Genomic DNA, 17,798 nt, shown 5'->3' with positions numbered 1-17,798 from the left:
CTTCGCTCTTGAAAGGTGATAGCCGAAAAGGCACGCCGTTTACACTCCATTCACTATGTTTATCTCACTTTGGAACGAGTTGCGCCGAGAAGTGTTTGCTTGCCGACCGCGCTGGAGCGGCGGGAAATAAAACGGAACCGGTCCCGCCGCTGCGGGTTTAGTTGAAGCCTCGGATGATCCGCAGCCGAACTACAGTTTTCAATCCGATGCTCTGAAACACAGAATGGAGGCAGGCATATGTTGGCAGACGTCTTGCAAAACGAACCGGGTTTCCGCACGGAACAGCCGCGTGTGCTGATCGTGGAAGACGAATTCCTCATCGCCATGGATATAGAGGATTCCATTTTGCAGGCGGAAGAAGAGGCAGATGTCATCGGCATCGCCAACCGGCTGGAAGACGCCGTGGCGCTTGGCAGCCGTGCCGATATCGCCTTTGTCGACGTCAACCTTGCCGATGGACAGACCGGCCCGGAGATCGGTCGGCGGCTTTCCGAAGATCATGGCGTGGTGGTGATCTTCATGACGGCAAACCCCGAAGTCGTCGTCAATCTCGGCATCGGCGCCGGCGTGATCGCCAAGCCCGTGCCGCAGGACGCCGTTGAGCAGTGCCTCGCCTACGCCCTTGCCAAACGTGCAGGCACCCACGCCGTGACGCCCATCGGCATGATGGCTTTCGACTGAGATATTTCCTGAAGACAAAAGGAAGACGCTGAAAACAAAAAAGCCTGCCGCGGGAGGAGGTGCGGCAGGCTTTTTGAAAAGATGAACAGCGATATGGGAGGAGGAAAACCGCTGTCCCCGGGGCAATCCTTTGGGAGGAGGAGTAAGATCACCCGCTTTACCAAAAGGATGTGGGAGGAGGTACATCCCTTTCGATGATTGGAAGATAGCATTTTTCTGCGCATTTGACAGGCATAAGCTTGCAGCACAGATATGCATTTAATGCATGGCGATATTTATCGCCTGACGTCGAGAAAACCCCACCCTTCGGCTCGGACTTCCACGCCGCCGGATTATCTGGCGGATATTCGCGGTAGAAGCGTCCCATATCCCCAAAACAAAAACGCCCGCTGAGCGGGCGTTTGGGCATTCAAAAGAGGCGTTATCGCCTTGATTACCTGCCAACGGCGGCGCGGGCGACGCTGTTGATCTGGCTACGATCGATACCGAGATCGTGCAGTTCACGGGTGCTCATACGGCCGAGTTCGTTGATGGTCTGACGATATTTGCGCCAGTTATTGAAGCTGCGTGCTACGTTCATGACATTACCCTTTCTGAGGTTTAGGTGACGTCAGTAACGTTTTCGTTCCGGCGTCCTTTGATGCCCCCTATATGCGCTTTTCGATGACGAATTAACAGGCAGAATAAGGCAATCCACCCATGCGCTGTGTGCACGGGTTCCAATCTGCGACCTGCGAAAATGAGAAAGGCAGCTGAAATTTTGGCAGCCTACTGAACCAGCCCCCTTCCAGCGGCCTAGAACTTGTAGCGGACGCCGAAGACATTGGCGTTCGTCGCGCCCTTCATGTTGCCCAGCGTCTTGCCGCCGCCGGAGCGGTGGTGAAGCCGCCAGAAGAATTCCCTCGAGGAATCCTCGCTGAAGGACACATTGATCTCAGGCCCGAGATAAAACAGGACGTTTGCATTGCCGTTGTCCTTGATTTCCTGTTCCCGCTCGCGGCCGGGCTGCGCATCCGTCACAAGGCTGAGGCCCGCCGTGAAGCTCGGCGTGATGAACAGCCGCTCTCCGAGCCTGATCTGCTCGTAACGCGCAACCGGACCCGCCCATACTTCACCCGTGAAGCCCTTGCCGAACCTGGCGGCGACACCGATTTCGCCACCGAGTTTCAGATTGCCGATATGGTAGGGATAGAACTGATAGCCGCCGCCCAGAATGGCATTGCGCTCATATTCCACCGGAAAGAGGGCCGCACTTTTCAGCATGTCCTCTTTCGTCAGGGCGCCGCCGAAACCGAATATCGCTTCGCTCGTCTCCGACGTCATATCTTCTGACGCGAGAGATGGCGTTGCCGCCAGTGCGATCATGGCTGCCAGTGACAGACGTGCTGCAATATTCATTTTGCTACTCCTGAACAAAGCCCGCTTACCCAGCCGTCCTCATAGGCATATTCCCGGAAGGCGAACATACCGTTACCGAACACAATTAATTCAACTTGCGCGGAAACAGGCGGAATCAGCGCAGGAACCGCCTGAAACGGCGAAGCGCGAAAACGAAAAGCGCGGAGCCGATGGCCAGCAGCGCCAACAATTGCGGCCAGACCACATCCAGCCCCGCCCCCCTGAAAAGCACCGATTGCGCCAGTATGACGAAATGGGTGTTGGGTGCGAGAAGCATGATGTACTGGATGATATCAGGCATGCTTTCACGCGGCGTCATGGCGCCGGAGAGAACCTGCAACGGCAGCAGGAACAGGATCAGCAGCATGCCGAATTGCGGCATGGAACCGGCCACCGTCGCAAGGAAGATGCCCATCGATGTCATGGCGAAGAGCTGCAACGCCGTTCCGAGCAGGAAGAGCAAGAGCGAGCCTTCGATTGGAATGGCGAGCAGGCCCCTGACGACGACGAACAAGGAAAATGCCGAGGCCACCAGCACGACAAGGCCCATGGACCAAACCTTGCTGAGCATGATTTCCAGCGGCGTGACCGGCATGACCAGCAGATGCTCGACCGTGCCATGCTCGCGCTCGCGAATGAGCGCCGCCCCCGTCAGCACGATCGACAGCATGGTGATGGCGGTGATGATGTTGTTGATCGACCCGAACCACGACTTGTCCAGTTCCGGGTTGAAACGGGAGCGTAGCGTCAGGTCTACCGGCACCGAAGTCGCACCGCGATAACGGTTGATATATTCCTGAACTTCGCTCGTTACGATGCTCTGCACATAACCGCCGCCACTGAAAGCCTGGCTCATGCGGGTGGCGTCGATATTGAGCTGGATGGCCGGCTGTTGCCCGGCCATCAGCCGGCGCTGGAAATCCGGTGGGATGTTAAGCGCGAAGGTATCGAGGCCGGCATCCATGCGCTTGTCCATTTCCGCAATGGAAATCTGCTTCGGCGGAGAGAAATAGGGCGGATAAAAAGCCGTGCTGATGCGCCCGGAAAGCGGCGACTGATCCTCGTCGACAATGGCGATGGCGGCATTGTTCAGCGTCTCCGGCAACGCGCTGGAGCCGGTGTAGATCTGCAGCGTGAAGGCGTAGACGATGAGCAGCAGCAACATGCCGTCACGCGCAAGGCCGCGCAGTTCCTTGATGCCGAGCTGGAAGATGTTGGACGAAAACAGCTTCATGACGCCTGTTTCCTCAAAAGTGCGGCGCCGGCAATGAGAAGCAGCGGAATGGCGATGAGAAGCGGCAGGAACGAGCCGAAGAGCCCGGCGAAATCCAGCCCCTTGGAGAAAGTGCCGCGCGAAATGGTCATGAAATAGGTGGCGGGATAGATGTTGCCGATAAAGGCGCCCGCCCCCTGCAGCGACGAAACGGGATCGATCATACCCGAATATTGCGTTGCCGGAATGAGCGTCAGCAGGGCCGTGCCGAAGATCGCCGCGATCTGGCTCTTCATGAAGGACGACATGAGAAGGCCGATGGAGGTGGCGATGATGACATAGAGCAGCGCTCCCGTCGCATAGGCGAGATAACTTCCGGTGAAGGGCACCTGGAAGATGAAGATGGCGAAGGCCGTCAGAAGCAGGAAATTGAGCATGCCGAGGGCGACATAAGGAAGCTGCTTGCCGATCAGAAATTCCAGCCGCGTGGTCGGCGTCACGTAAAGATTGACGATGGAGCCGAGCTCCTTTTCCCTGACGACGCTGAGCGCCGCCAGCATGGCCGGAATGAGCATGAGCAGCAGCGGAATGACCGCCGGCACCATGGCGACAAGGCTCTTGACGTCCGGATTGTATCGATAGCGCGTTTCGATGCTGAAGCTGCTTTGCGTGGCGGCGCTGCCATATATCTCGGCCGCCTTGCGCGCCAGCCATGTCTGGTGCATGCCCTGCACGTATCCGCGAACGGTCTCGGCCCGCTGCGGCATGGCGCCGTCGATCCAGGCGCCCACCTCCACCGTATTGCCGCGCAAGACATCCCGGCCGAAACCGGGGGGGATTTCGATGGCGAGGCTGAGTTCCCCATCGCGCATCCGCCGGTCCATATCGGCATAATCGCGGATCGGTTCCTTCTCGATGAAATAACGGGAGCCGGCAATATCGAGCACGTAATCGCGGCTGATGGTGGAATCGTCACGGTCCAGCACCGCGAAGGTCAGGTCCTCGACATCGAGATTGATACCGTAACCGATGACGAACATCAGGATGACGCTGCCGAGCACCGCCAGCGTGCCGCGAATGGGATCCCGCTGCAGTTCCAGCGCCTCGCGGCGGGTATAGCTGAACATGCGCCTGAAATCGAAAAACCTCTTACGATTGGGTGCAGCATGTTGCGTCACCGGCACCTGCGCTGCCGCAACAGGAGCGGCCGCAGGTTCCACCTTTTTCACGCCCGAAGCATCCTCGAGATAGGCGACGAAAGCCTCTTCCAGCGTTGCGGCATTGCGGCTTTTGGTAATCGCGTCAGGCGTATCGCTGATCAGCACCTTGCCGGCATGCATCAGCGAAATCCGGTCGCAGCGCTCCGCCTCGTTCATGAAATGGGTGGAGATGAAGATGGTGACATTGTCGTTGCGGGAGAGATCGGCAAGGATTTGCCAGAACCCGTCGCGCGCCACCGGGTCGACGCCGGAAGTCGGTTCATCGAGGATAAGAATATCAGGCGAATGGATCATCGCCACCGCCAGCGACAGCCTCTGCCGGATGCCGAGCGGCAGGTCGTCCGGCAGCGTCTCCATGACCGCGCCGAGATCGAAACGCTCGGCCATTTCGGCGATGCGCGGCTGAATGGTCTCTTCCGGCAGCTTGAACAGGCGGGCGTGAAGATCGAGGTTCTGCCGCACCGTCAGTTCGGAATAAAGCGAGAAGGCCTGGCTCATATAGCCGACACGGTGGCGGATCGCCATGTCGCTGGCATCCACCTTGTGCCCGAAAAGCTTGGCCTCGCCTTCGCTGGCGGCCAGAAGCCCCGTCAGCATCTTCATGGTGGTGGATTTTCCGCAGCCGTTCGAGCCGAGAAAGCCGAAAATTTCGCCGCGCGGAATCTTGAAGCTGACATTGTCGACGGCGGTAAAATCGCCGAAGCGCATGCTGAGATGCGACGCCTCGATGGCATAATCGCCCTCACCCGCCACCCTGCGCGGCGCGATATGGACCTCGTGGTAGCCCTTGCGCTTTTCTTCGGGCAGGAGCGCGATGAAGGCGGCATCGAGATTGGGTGCAGAGGTGCGCTCGAGAAGTTCGGCAGGCGAGCCGGTGGCGAGTATTTTGCCGCCATCCATGGCGACCAGCCAATCGAAACCGGCCGCCTCTTCCATATAGGCCGTGGCGACGATAACGCTCATGCCCGGACGCCCGGCGCGGATGGAATCGATCAGTTCCCAGAATTGCCGCCGCGACAGCGGGTCGACGCCCGTGGTCGGCTCATCGAGAATGAGCAGGTCGGGATCGTGGATCAGCGCGCAGCAGAGCCCCAGCTTCTGCTTCATGCCGCCGGAAAGTTTCATCGCGGGGCGGTCGGCGAAGGGCTCGAGGCCGGTATTTTTCAGCAGCTCGGCAATGCGCGCCTGCCGCTCCCTGCCGCCCTGCCCGAACAGCCGCCCGAAAAAATCGATATTTTCGAAGACGGACAGGGTGGGATAAAGGTTTTTGCCAAGACCCTGCGGCATATAGGCGATACGCGGGCAGGTATCCTCACGGTGGCGCGGATCGGACATGTCGCCGCCCAGAACCTCCACCTTGCCTTTCTGGATGGCGCGCACGCCGGAGACGAGCGACAACAGGCTCGATTTGCCGACACCGTCCGGCCCGATAAGCCCGATCATCCGCCCGGCGGGAATCTCGACCGATATGTCGGCCAGCGCAATGGTGCTTCCAAAGGTCAACCGCACATCGGCCAATCGCGCGACCGGTGCATGCCTGTCATTCGTTGCGGGAGACGCGACCATGGTGGCCACCGTCACTTGACGAGATTGCGTTCGAGGTTTTCCGGCCAGGCGGCCTGCGGATCAAGCCGGACATAGGCCATGCCAGGCAGCCCGGTTTTGACATATTGGATATATTTCTGCAGCAGCTCCTGCGGGATTTGCGCCCTCACCCGGAATGTCAGCTTCTGGCGTTCTTCTTCAGTCTCGACCGTTTTCGGCGTGAACTGCGCGACATCGGCAACGAAGGAAACCTTGGCGGGGATGGTATATTGCGGCGCCGCGTCCAGTATCAGGCGAACGTCCGAGCCCATGGACGTGCGACCGGCCTCGGCCGTCGGCAGGAAGAACGTCATATAGACATCGCCGAGATCGACGAGGTTCAGAACCCGTCCACCGGCGGACAGCACTTCACCGGGCTGGGCGATCCGATATTGCACGCGGCCGTCGCGGGGCGATTTCAGCGTCGTATCGGCGATATCAGTCTCGATGCTTTCAATATCGGCCTGCGCGGCATCCACCGCCGCCTCGGCATCGACGATCTGCGCCTTGGCGGCGTTGATTGCGGCATCGGAGGCGGCAAGCGAGGCCTCAGCGGAGGCGAGCGTGGCGCGGGCGGACTGCTCGGCGGCTTCACTGTCATCGACGATCTGCTGCGAGACGGCGTTGCCGGTCAGCAGCTGTTTCGAGCGCGCATAGGTCTTGGAGGCGGAATCGAGCTGGGCCTTGCGCTGTTCCACCACCGCCTGCGCCGAGGTCTTTTCGGCCTCCCGTTGGGCGACAAGGCTGTGGGCCGTATCGATCGCTATTTTCGCACGGCGAAACTGTGCTTCCGCCTGACGCTTCCTCGCCTCCAGTTGCGCCGTGTCCATCTGGGCAAGCACCTGCCCGGCCTTCACGAAATCGCCTTCACGCACCATAATGTCCTGAAGGCGGCCGGCGGTTTTCGTGGAAATGTCGATCTCGACGGCCTCGATCCGGCCGTTGCTGGCCACGAAACCGGCGGGAAGTCCCTCACCCTTCAGCTTTGACCAGGAGAAATACGCGACACCGGCAATAACCAGAATCACCAGACCAACGAGCAAGCCTTTTTTAGACATCCGTCTTCCCCATGAACCCTTCAAATTTCAACCCTAATACGATGAAACCGAAGAAGCCAGCCACCATTGCGTTTAGTATTCGCACCCGACATTTCTCCTAGTTAAGAGGGGATAGATCGGGTTCAGGTGATGTCTAGACGTCAAGGTGTTTTGTAGCCTTGACACAAGTCAAATGCTTTGAGGGTTTCGGACAGACGCCTAAACCGGCTGATGATGGCAGGCCTCAGGGGTTGCAAAGCCCTATGAAACGGCCTCGTTTGGCAAAGCCGCATCATCCGCCCCCCGTCACCCCGGACCTGATCCGGGGTCCAGCGCGATCAAGTCCTTGGTCGCGGAAGAGTCTTCTCACGACACAGACGCGCCGTGGCTGGATGCCGGATCTAGTCCGGCATGACGGAGGAGAGGGCCTGCACCTTCGTATTTTGTCGTAGCAACCGCGCCTCACACCGCTCGCGCCCGCTTCACCTCCATCTGCGTCCATTCCGGCAGCCAGTCGCGATGGGCCAGCAGCAGATCGTCCACCAGCGACCATATCTGGTCGAGATCCAGTTCCGCCGCCGTGTGCGGGTCCATCATCGCCGCGTGGAAGATGTGCTCGCGGTTTTCGCTCATCAGCGCCCGCACCGTCAGTTCCTGCACATTGATGTTGGTGCGCATCAGGGCGGTGAGCTGCGGCGGCAATTCGCCGATGAAAGTGGGCTGCACGCCGTTATGGTCGACAAGGCAGGGCACCTCCGCCGCGCAATCCGATGGCAGCGAGGTGATGCAGCCATTGTTGCGCTGGTTGCCGTAAATAACCGAAGGTTCGCCGGTCCAGACCGAGTTGATAATGGAAGAGGCATATTCCTTGGATTGCTTGACCTCGATCTTCTCGGCCGAACGATAGGCGGCCGCCTGCCCCTTCCAGCGTTCGATCTGCTCGATGCAGCGCTTCGGATATTCATCGAGCGGGATGCCGAATTTCTCGATCAGGTCCTCGCGCCCTTCCTTGATGAAATAGGGCGTATATTCGGCAAAATGTTCGGAGCTTTCGGTGACGAAATAACCGAGCCGCGTCAGCATCTCGTAACGCACCTTGTTGGGGCAGCGCGGGTTCCAGCCGGGTTTTGGCGCACGGCCTTCGCGGTAACCGCGCACGAGGTCGGGATAAAGGTTCTTGTAACTGCCGTCGGGCTGGCGGTGCTCGAACTCCAGGAAAAACGCCATGTGGTTGATGCCCGCAGAACGATAGCGGATTTCCTCATAGGGAATATCGAGATCGTGGGCGAGTTCCATGGCTGTACCCTGCACGGAATGGCAAAGGCCGACCTGTCGGATCGTCGGATATTTCTCCGCAATCGCCCAGGTGTTGATCGCCATGGGGTTCACATATTGCAGCATGATGGCGTTGGGGCAGACGGCCAGCATGTCCTCGCAGATCTTCCACAGATGCGGCACGGTGCGAAGGCCGCGCATGATGCCGCCGACGCCGAGCGTATCGGCGATGGTCTGGCGCAGGCCGTATTTACGCGGCACCTCGAAATCGGTGACCGTGCAGGGCTCATAGCCGCCGATCTGGAAGGCCACGACAACGAAATCCGCACCGGCGAGCGCCTTTTTCTGGTCCGTATAGGTCTCGGCCTTCGCCTTTGCGCCAAGCGTCGAAATCAGCTTATTGACGACGATGGCGCTTTCTTCCAGCCTTTCACGGTTGATGTCCATCAGTGCGATGGTGGCGCCCGAAAGGGCCGGACGCTGCAGTACGTCGCCGATGATGTTCTTCATGAACACCGTGGAGCCTGCGCCGATGAATGTGATCTTGGGATCTCTTGCCATATCTACCTCCAGCATTGGGAATTCAAGCGATTTCGAAGGCGGCCCGTACAAGCCGCTGAGTATATTCGGTTTTCGGATTGGTCAGCACATCCTCGACAGGCCCTTGCTCGACGATCTGCCCGCGCTGCATGACGATGACGCGGTGGCAGAGCGCACGCACCACTTTCAGGTCGTGCGAGATGAACAGGTAGCTCAGGCCCCGCTCATCCTGCAGCTTGCGCAGGAGATCGATGATCTGCGCCTGCACGGAAAGATCGAGCGCCGAGGTTGGCTCATCGAGCAGGATGAATTCCGGTTCCAGCGCTACCGCACGGGCAATGGCGATACGCTGGCGCTGGCCGCCGGAGAATTCGTGCGGAAAACGCGAGAGGATATTGCCGGGCATGCCCGCCGCCTCCAGCGCGTCGCGCACCCGATCCAGCCTCTCGGCCTTGGTTCTGCCCAGCCCGTTGACGACAAGACCTTCCTCGATGATCTGGCCGATGGTCATACGCGGATTGAGCGAGGCGAAAGGATCCTGAAAGACGATCTGCATGCGCGAACGCAAAGGCCGCATTTGCGCGCGGGAGCGGCCATCGACCCTCTCCCCGTCAAAGACCACCTCCCCGGCCACCGGCTCGTTCAGCCGCAGCAGGGATTGGCCGAAGGTCGTCTTGCCGGAACCGGATTCACCGACAAGACCCAGCGTCTCGTGCCGATTGAGGGTAAGCCCCAGACTGTCGACGGCGATCAACTCCTTCAGCTCCGGTTTAAACAGGCCGCCGTAACGCATCATGAAAGAGACCCGCACGCCATTCGCCGTCAGCAGCACGCCGGAATTTTCCGGCAGCGGCTTTGCCGTGCCATGCGGTTCGGAAGCAAGCAGCTTTTTCGTATAGGGGTGCTGCGGCGCTTCGAAGAGCTTTTCCGTGGTGTTGTGCTCGCGCATCTCGCCATGCTGCATGACATAGACGTAGTCGGAAAACTGCTTCACGATGGTCAGATCATGGGTGATGAGGACCACGGCCATACCGCGCTTCTTCTGAAGATCGCGGATGAGGTTGAGGATTTGCGCCTGCACCGTCACATCGAGCGCGGTGGTTGGCTCATCGGCAATCAGCACATCCGGATCGTTGGAGAGCGCCATGGCGATCATCACACGCTGCCGCTGGCCGCCAGAAAGCTGATGCGGATATTGCTTCAGTCGCGCTTCCGGTTCGGGTATCTGCACCTGTCGCAAAAGATCGAGCGCCCTCGCCTCGGCCTCTTTCCGGCTGAGCTTCGAATGAACACGGATTGCCTCGACGATCTGGCTGCCGATCGTATAGATCGGGTTCAGCGAACTCATCGGTTCCTGAAAGATCATCGAGATGCGGTTGCCGCGCAGCGCCCGCCGCTGGCGGCTCGAAAACTTCAGAATGTCGTCGCCGTTGAAACGCACGATCGCGGATTTCGAAACGGAAGCCCGCTTCGTCAAAAGCCCCATGATGGTGCGGGCCGTGACGGATTTTCCCGAACCGGATTCGCCAACGATGGCAATCGTCTCGCCGCGATAAAGCTGGAAGGAAATATCCTTCACCGCCTCCACCGTTCCGTGTTCCACCCTGAAGGTCACGGCAATGTTGCGCGCATCGATGATGGCGGCGTCGTTTCGGTCATCGGCATCGAAGCGGATGGCGGGCGCGTACGTGTTGTTCTGTGCAGCAGCAACCATATTACGCTCCTCTCAATAGGGATCGACGGCATCGCGCAGGCCATCGCCCAGCGCGTTGAAGGCGAAGACCGTGACCAGCACGAAACCGACCGGCGCGAGAATCCAGGGATAGGAACCGATGACGGAATAGGTCGCCGTATCCTGCAGCATCAGCCCCCAGGAGATGAGCGGCGGCTTGACCGCAAAACCGAGGAAACCGAGAAAGGATTCGAGCAGCACGACGCTCGGAATATGCAGTGTCACGGCGACGATCACATGGCTCATCACATTCGGCAGGATATGCTGGAAAATGATGCGCCGGTCGGTCGCCCCGACGGCAATCGCCGCCCGCACATAATCGATGCGCGCCAGCGCCAGTGTCTTGCCGCGCACCTCGCGTGACATCTGCGCCCAGCCGAGCGCCGACATGACACCGACAACGAAGACAAGGAAGACGGTAGTGGGTGCGGTTACCGGAATGAGCGAGGTCAGCGCGAGGTAAAGCGGCAATTGCGGGAAAGCCAGAACCACTTCCACGAAACGCTGCACCCATGCATCAAGCGGCCCGCCGAAATAGCCGGAAATCAGACCGACACTGGTGCCGATGACGGTGACGATGGCGACGACGCTCAAGGCAATGGCAAGCGAGATGCGCGAGCCATAGATGGCGCGCGACAGCACGTCGCGTCCGAACTTGTCAGTGCCGAGAAAGTGCACCGGCTGACCATCGGTCGAGCCGAAGAAGTGACGGCTCATCGGGATAAGGCCCAGCAGCCTGTATTCCGCACCTTTGACGAAGAAGCCGAGATAGACGGGATTGTCGTAATCCGGCCCGACGATGGGCTGGAAGGTGACAGGATCAAGCTCTTCCGTTTCGGCGATGGCATAGACGCGCGGCGCAAGACTGACATTGCCATCCTTGTCGGTGAAGCGCACCACCTGCGGCGGCGAGAAGCTGCCATGGGTTTCGAGCGGGTTCATCGGCGCGAAGAAATCCGCAAAGATGGCGATCAGGATCAGCAGCGCCACCAGCACCAGCCCGATCATGCCGGTGAAGGAGCGTCTGAGACGCCGCCAGACCAGCGCGAGATAGCTCTCATTGCCATGGGCGGAACGGTCGGGCTTTGCTGCGGCGGTTTCGGTCTTCATCTCGTCAAACGCCATCATCTCAGGCCCTCCCGAATTCACGGACGCGCGGGTCGAGCATGGCAAGCAGCATGTCGGCGATGATGTTGCCGACAATCAGCGTTGCAGCCAGCACCATCATGAAGGTCGCGGTGACATAGACATCGCCCACCGCCATGGAGCCGACGATGGCGGGACCGACAGTCGGCAGCGCGAAGATGATCGCGGTCTCGATCTCGCCGCTCAGCATGTAGGGCAACACCACGCCCTGATACATGACGAGCGGATGCACGGCGTTCGGAACCGCATGGCGCATGATGACGGCGCCTTCCGAAAGACCCTTGGCGCGCGCCGTCTCGACATATTGCGCGTTCAGCGTATCGAGCAGATTGCCGCGCATCACCCGCATATTATAGGCCAGCCCACCGAAGACGGCGATGGCAACCACCGGCCAGACATGGCTGACAAGATCGACGAATTTGCCCCACGACCACGGCGCACCGCCATATTGCGGCGAGAAGAAGCTGCCGATCTCCGACACATCGAAATGAAACACCATGAGATAGACGAGGATCAACGCCATCAGGAAACGCGGGATCGTCATGCCAAGGAAGGCAACGGTCGACAGAAGATTGTCGACCCAGGAATATTGCCGTGTGGCCGCCCAGATGCCGAAGGCGATGCCGAGAACGGACGCAAAGATGTGGCAGACCAGCGCCAGCGCAATGGTGCGCGGCAGGCGTTCGCCAACCACATCGGCGACCGGCTTGTTGTAGTAGAAGCTGTAGCCGAAATCGCCACGGGTGACGATGCCGCCGATCCAGTTGAAATATTGGATGACGAGCGGCTTATCGAGGCCGTGTTCGATGCGGTAGGCCTGCGCCTGCGCTTCCGCCTGTTCGAAGGACGCGCCGCCCTGGTTCATCAGCTGCGAGCGGATGTAATCGGCATAATCGCCGGGCGGTGCCTGAATGATGGCGAAGGTTACCACGCTCAGGATCAACAGCACCGGAATGGCGGAGCCTATGCGTATCGTCAGGAATCTCAGCATCGAACGGTTTTCCTCCGTTTGGGCGGGCCGTGATGGATACGGTCCGCCGGGTGCCTCCGGCCGCGCTTCACGCGCGACCGGTACCGGGTGTTCTCCGGGAGGAGTACTTCAAGATATTCGCATTTCCGGACGGGAAACCGGGGTCCAGTTTTACCGGAAATACTTTAGTTGATCGGCCCGCCCTCACCCGGCTTGCCGGGAAGCTGCTGCGGGAAGAGTTCGTATTTGCCCTGCTTGTCGGCCGCGACCCAAAGGCGTTCGCGGATGATGGAATCTTCGGCCCAGTTGAACATGAAGATCGGCGTGCCCTGCGGCACGTTGGAGAACCGCTTGTTGACGATCAGCGCGCCGGGATATTCCGTGAGACCGATCGTATAGAGGTTCTGCGTATAGACCTTCTGATATTGCTTCATCAGTTCTGCCCGCTCGGCATTGTCCTGCGAGGAGATGAATTGGCGAACGATGTCGGCCATCTCCTTCTCGAACGGCATCAGATCGAGTTCCTTGCCTTCGGGCGAGCGGTGGTTCCAGCTGGTGCGCGGGCCGACAGGGGCAAGCTGCTCGGTGTTCTGCACCACGGACGAAAGCTCGGTGGAATTGCGCCGCACCAGCCAGTCGAACTGCCCGCCATAATGGGCGGCATCACGCTGGTTGGAATCGAGACTGTTGATGACGACGCGCAGGCCGAGTTTCGCCATCTGGCCAACAAGACCTTCCGCAAGGCTCTTGTCCGTTGCGTAACCGTTATTGACGAGAAGGGTAATTTCGACATTGCGACCGCCAAGTGTTTCCTTCGGGAAATTCAGGAAACCATCGCCATCCGTATCCTTCAGGCCGATCGAGGCGAGTGCGGCCTTGGCGGCCTCGAGATTGAAGGGGTAATAGACCGTGGAGGCGCGATCATAAAAGCTGGTGCCAGACGAAATGCCGCCCGGATAGATCGCCGTGAACGGCCCTTTCACCAGCGAGTCGCCGACTGCCTTGCGGTCGATGGCCGATGTGACCGCCTGACGGAACACCTCGTTGCGGTTCAACTCGCGAATGGCCTGCCCGCGCTCGTCCGGATTGCCCCAGCCATTGGCGGAAAAGTTCATCTGCAGATTATAGCCGATGAGGCGCGGCCCGAAGGCAAGGCGGGCCGGCGCATTGGGATCGGCGGCGCGTTTCAGCGAGGCGACGAAATTTTCCGGCTGTTCGAGGTTGGAGAAATCGCCCGATCCCGCCACGGCCTGCACATCGCGGTCGGCCCAGGTGGAAAGCTTGTAATGGACCTCGTTGAGATAAGGCAGCTGCTGGCCCTTCTCATCGACCTTCCAATAATAGGGATTGCGCCTGAGCACGATGATGTCATCGGGACGGTACGTAACCGGCACCCATGCCCCCATGACAGGCATGTTCATATACTCGGGCGGGAAAGCGTTCTTGAACTGGTTATAGGTGTTCTTGGAATATTTCGGATGCTGCGGTTTCAGGATATGCGACGGTCCGGGGCAGAAGCTCGGATAGGCCATGGTGTAGAGATATTGCTTGGGAAAAGCTGCCTTGAAGGTCCATTCGACGGTGTAATCATCGATCTTCTTCAGCGTCGTTCCCTCACCGAAAGCTTCGGGCGATGCGCCGCCGCCAAGCGGTGAAACATTGGGGTCGACGACCGCGTCTTCCCAATAGAACATCACGTCATCGGCATTGAAGGGCTCGCCGTCCGACCACTTGGCGCCCTTGACGAGATGCATCGTCAGCTTGTGGCCATCCTCGGACCATTCCCAGCTTTTGGCGAGATTGGGCAGAGGCTCAGTATCCTTGGCATCCACCTGGAAGAGAGGTGCGGTGCGCGTCAGGCATTCGGAAAGGGCGATATCGATGCCGCCCCAGCCCTGGCTCTGGCCGGCAATATAGTTCCAGCCCTCGGGCCTGCCGCCCACGACATGGCGCATCGTATCGCCGTAAACGCCCATACCGTCGGGCATATTGCCGGTTTTGTAGACCAGCGGTTCTTCCGGCAGGCGCTCTTTCAAGGGCGGCAGCTTGCCGGTCTTTTCGAATTTCTCGTTGACCCAGTCAGGCTCGCTGTAGCTCGGCAGCGCCTTGAATTCGAGGATCGAGTCGCGCGCCACGTAATTGATCTTGCCTTCGGCCGGAAATTGCGGCGGCTCCGGCGGCGTGGCGGTCTCGAAGGCATTCGCATTGAGTGCGATCATCGAAACACCGAGACCCAGTGCCGAGATGATACCGATCCTGCGTTGAAGTAACATCGTCATTCCTCCCAAATGGCAGCTCTTCGACCGCCCACCCTCTGTGATCGTTGCGACCGGGCGGCGAACTCCCTTTCGCCGCCGGCCTGTTCCCATGTCTTTTCCTTCAAACAGCCTTTTTCAGCGCCGATTTTTCGGCCCGCAGTTCTTCGATGGAGCGCACATTGCGGCGGGCGGCACCGGCCCAGTCGCGGGTCTTGACGCTGGATTTCGCAAGCCGCTCCTTCGCCGTTGGCACGGCATGGGCATATTGCGGCAGCCAGCGGGCCTGCGCGACGACCATCTCATCCACCATCTGCCAGACCTCCTCCGGCGTGGCGACGGCGCCGACCAGCGGATCATGCAGCACGGCAAGTTTCAGAAGATCGATATCGCCGCTGACCGCCGCATGGACAGACATGCGCTGCACGTTGATGGAGGCCATGCAGGTGGCGGCGCAGGCTTCCGGCAGCGTCACGCCCGAGACCATGTTGATACCGAAACGGTCGACGAAACCGGGCGATTCGATGATCGCATCGGCAGGCAGATTGCTGATGACGCCATTGTTCTTGACGTTGAAATGACCGCGATAGACACGCCCCGTCTCAAGTGCCTCCAGAATATGGCTTGCATGTTCGTTGGAGCGCTTGGCCGGATCGATGGGCTTTGCGGCCGAGGCAAGGAACTGCGGAAACTCGGTTTCAAACCAGTTGCGCGTTTCGGTGGAGTGGCGGAGATAACCGCCGGTTTCACCGTGGATCCAGTCGGACATGTCGATCCAGCGGGCAATCTCTTCCGGCCGCTTGCGATACCACGGCAGATATTCGGAGAGGTGCCCGTTGCTTTCTGTCGAATAGACGCCGAACCGCTTCAGCACGTCGATGCGCAGTTTCTCCTGCTGCGAGAAGACCGGATGCGCCTCGAAGGCGGCGACCAGCTCGTCCTTGCCGATCTTGCGACCGTTGAGCCTCAGATCGATGAACCATGTCTGGTGGTTGATACCGGAGCAGATGTAATCCAGCTCGGACACGCTTTTCGCACCGAGGATTTCGGCGATCTGTTCCGCGCCGTGCTGCACGCCGTGGCAGAGACCGACCGTATCCACCTTGCCATATTCGATGGCGGCCCAGGTGTTCATGGCCATGGGATTGGCATAGTTCAGGAATTTCGCACCCGGTGCGGCGACTTCGCGGATATCCTTGCAGAAATCCAGAATGACCGGAATGTTGCGCTGACCGTAGAGAATGCCGCCGGCGCAGATCGTATCGCCCACGCACTGGTCGATGCCGTATTTCAGCGGAATGCGGATATCGTCCGCATAGGCTTCCAGCCCGCCGACCCGCACGCAGCTGATGATATATTTCGCGCCCTCCAGCGCCCGCCTGCGGTCGGTATCGGCCGTCACCTTGACGGGGAAACCATTGGCCTCGACGATCTTTTCGAGGATCGCCCTGATCATATCCAGATTGTGCTGGCTGATATCAGTCAGCGCGACTTCAATATCGCAAAACTCCGGCACACACAGGAGATCGGTGAACAGTTTTTTCGTGAAACCGACGCTGCCTGCGCCAATAATAGCGATTTTGAAACTCATAACGCCACCTCTGTTGCAAATCGAACGGGTGAAACGGGCCAAAGGATCGTAAATATGGCACCACAGAAAAATACCCGTAAGAATCCCGGAAAACCGGCCTTACTCCCAATTTTTCAGCAACAATATCCCGCTGGCTGTCTCCTCGGATCGGGATTATGCGTATAATAACGGTGAGGACCAGAGAAGGATTATGCTTTCATGGGTAATTTTGTGCTGCGAGATTTGATCGCTCAGGGACCCGGCATGAGAACAGTCTCGCTGCCGCGCGGCCGCCAGACGCTGCACACCATGCCGACCAGCAGCGGTTATGAAATCCGCAGCGGCGGCAATTACGACTGGGACGGGCGCAAACGCGGCCAGACGCCTTTTACCGTGCTGCAATATTGCATCGCCGGACAGGGCAACCTGCGTTACGAGAACCGCCATTATGTGGTGAGACCGGGCGAAACCCTGCTGCTGCTCATACCGCACAATCACCGCTACTGGCTGGAAGAAGGCAAAGAATGGGAGTTCTTCTGGATTTCCATGAATGGCGAGGAAGCCCTGCGCATTCACCGCAATATCCTCTCCGTCACCGGCCCGATCCTCAAGCTTCAGTCCGAAACCGTGGATCATCTTGCCGAATGCTGCTCGCGCCTTGTCAATGGCGCGGAAACGCCAGGCGCCGCCTCCGCCGTCGCTTATGAAGCGGCGATGACGCTTTATGACGATGTCTTCGGTTCTCATCCTTCTTTCGGCGGCGAATATCGCACCATGCAGCAGGTGCTGAGCTACATCGACAGCCATCTCGGCGAACGGCTTTCGGTCAGCGACCTTGCGGCGGTGGCAGGCCTCAGCCGCGCGCATTTTTCCCGCATCTTCGCAGCGAGCGAGGGCCTGTCGCCGGCGGAATTCGTGCTGCAGCGACGCCTGCGCCGGGCGGCCAAGCTTCTCACCTCGGCGGCCAACCTTCCCATCAAGGAGGTGTCGGTGCTGTGCGGTTTCGAGGATCCGAACTATTTCTCCAAGGTCTTTCGCAGGCTCTACGGCACCAATCCGAGCGAATTCCGCACCACCGGCATGTATGCGAGCGTGCGGCAGGGCTGAACGACAACACGACTTCGTTTTGACATGTTTCAGGCGATTAAGGATGGGCGTTACGCCCTTTTTGGAGACC

At 59.3% G+C, this 17,798-nt stretch carries 13 protein-coding genes; 2 read left to right on the top strand and 11 right to left on the bottom strand.

Annotated elements, in window-relative coordinates:
- Positions 1-237: 237 nt before the first annotated feature.
- Positions 238-681 (top strand): response regulator, encoded by a 444-nt coding sequence (locus L901_RS10435; RefSeq protein ID WP_059756315.1) that lies wholly within the window; start codon positions 238-240, stop codon positions 679-681.
- Between the two features lie 433 nt (positions 682-1,114).
- On the opposite strand, the gene L901_RS26220 is transcribed toward L901_RS10435, so the two are convergent.
- The 11 genes from L901_RS26220 to L901_RS10385 form a co-directional block, all read right to left on the bottom strand.
- A complete protein-coding gene (locus L901_RS26220) occupies positions 1,115-1,261 on the bottom strand; it encodes a DUF1127 domain-containing protein (RefSeq protein ID WP_082710582.1) in 147 nt (48 codons plus the stop codon).
- A gap of 215 nt (positions 1,262-1,476) precedes the next feature.
- Positions 1,477-2,079 carry a hypothetical protein gene (locus tag L901_RS10430; protein WP_059756314.1) on the bottom strand — a complete coding sequence of 201 codons (603 nt, stop codon included), beginning with the start codon at positions 2,077-2,079 and terminating at the stop codon, positions 1,477-1,479.
- 115 nt (positions 2,080-2,194) lie between these two features.
- Entirely contained in the window at positions 2,195-3,313 is a 1,119-nt protein-coding gene (locus L901_RS10425; RefSeq protein ID WP_059756311.1) for an ABC transporter permease, read from the bottom strand.
- Positions 3,310-6,078 carry a ribosome-associated ATPase/putative transporter RbbA gene (gene rbbA / locus L901_RS10420; RefSeq protein WP_120356898.1) on the bottom strand — a complete coding sequence of 923 codons (2,769 nt, stop codon included), beginning with the start codon at positions 6,076-6,078 and terminating at the stop codon, positions 3,310-3,312. Before rbbA ends, L901_RS10425 begins: the two co-directional genes overlap by 4 nt.
- 11 nt (positions 6,079-6,089) lie before the next feature.
- The gene (locus L901_RS10415; RefSeq protein ID WP_059756307.1) at positions 6,090-7,154 is read right to left on the bottom strand and encodes an HlyD family secretion protein; all 1,065 of its coding nucleotides are present in this window, start codon (positions 7,152-7,154) and stop codon (positions 6,090-6,092) included.
- 441 nt (positions 7,155-7,595) lie between these two features.
- Complete coding sequence (locus L901_RS10410) at positions 7,596-8,969, bottom strand: alpha-glucosidase/alpha-galactosidase (RefSeq protein WP_059756305.1); 1,374 nt, start codon at positions 8,967-8,969, stop codon at positions 7,596-7,598.
- Between the two features lie 22 nt (positions 8,970-8,991).
- Positions 8,992-10,662 (bottom strand): ABC transporter ATP-binding protein, encoded by a 1,671-nt coding sequence (locus tag L901_RS10405; RefSeq protein ID WP_059756302.1) that lies wholly within the window; start codon positions 10,660-10,662, stop codon positions 8,992-8,994.
- 12 nt (positions 10,663-10,674) lie between these two features.
- A complete protein-coding gene (locus L901_RS10400) occupies positions 10,675-11,808 on the bottom strand; it encodes an ABC transporter permease (RefSeq protein WP_059756299.1) in 1,134 nt (377 codons plus the stop codon).
- Between the two features lies 1 nt (position 11,809).
- Complete coding sequence (locus L901_RS10395; RefSeq protein WP_059756297.1) at positions 11,810-12,817, bottom strand: ABC transporter permease; 1,008 nt, start codon at positions 12,815-12,817, stop codon at positions 11,810-11,812.
- A gap of 164 nt (positions 12,818-12,981) precedes the next feature.
- Positions 12,982-15,069, bottom strand: coding sequence for an ABC transporter substrate-binding protein (locus L901_RS10390; RefSeq protein WP_059756294.1), 2,088 nt, complete (start codon positions 15,067-15,069; stop codon positions 12,982-12,984).
- A gap of 106 nt (positions 15,070-15,175) precedes the next feature.
- Complete coding sequence (locus tag L901_RS10385; RefSeq protein WP_059756291.1) at positions 15,176-16,642, bottom strand: alpha-glucosidase/alpha-galactosidase; 1,467 nt, start codon at positions 16,640-16,642, stop codon at positions 15,176-15,178.
- A gap of 198 nt (positions 16,643-16,840) precedes the next feature.
- On the opposite strand from L901_RS10385, the gene L901_RS10380 reads away from it, so the two are divergent.
- A complete protein-coding gene (locus L901_RS10380; RefSeq protein ID WP_059756288.1) occupies positions 16,841-17,728 on the top strand; it encodes an AraC family transcriptional regulator in 888 nt (295 codons plus the stop codon).
- Positions 17,729-17,798 lie beyond the last annotated feature (70 nt).

Source organism: Agrobacterium sp. D14 (assembly GCF_001526505.1).
Classification (GTDB): domain Bacteria; phylum Pseudomonadota; class Alphaproteobacteria; order Rhizobiales; family Rhizobiaceae; genus Agrobacterium; species Agrobacterium leguminum.
This window is presented reverse-complemented; position numbering and strand designations above follow the sequence as displayed.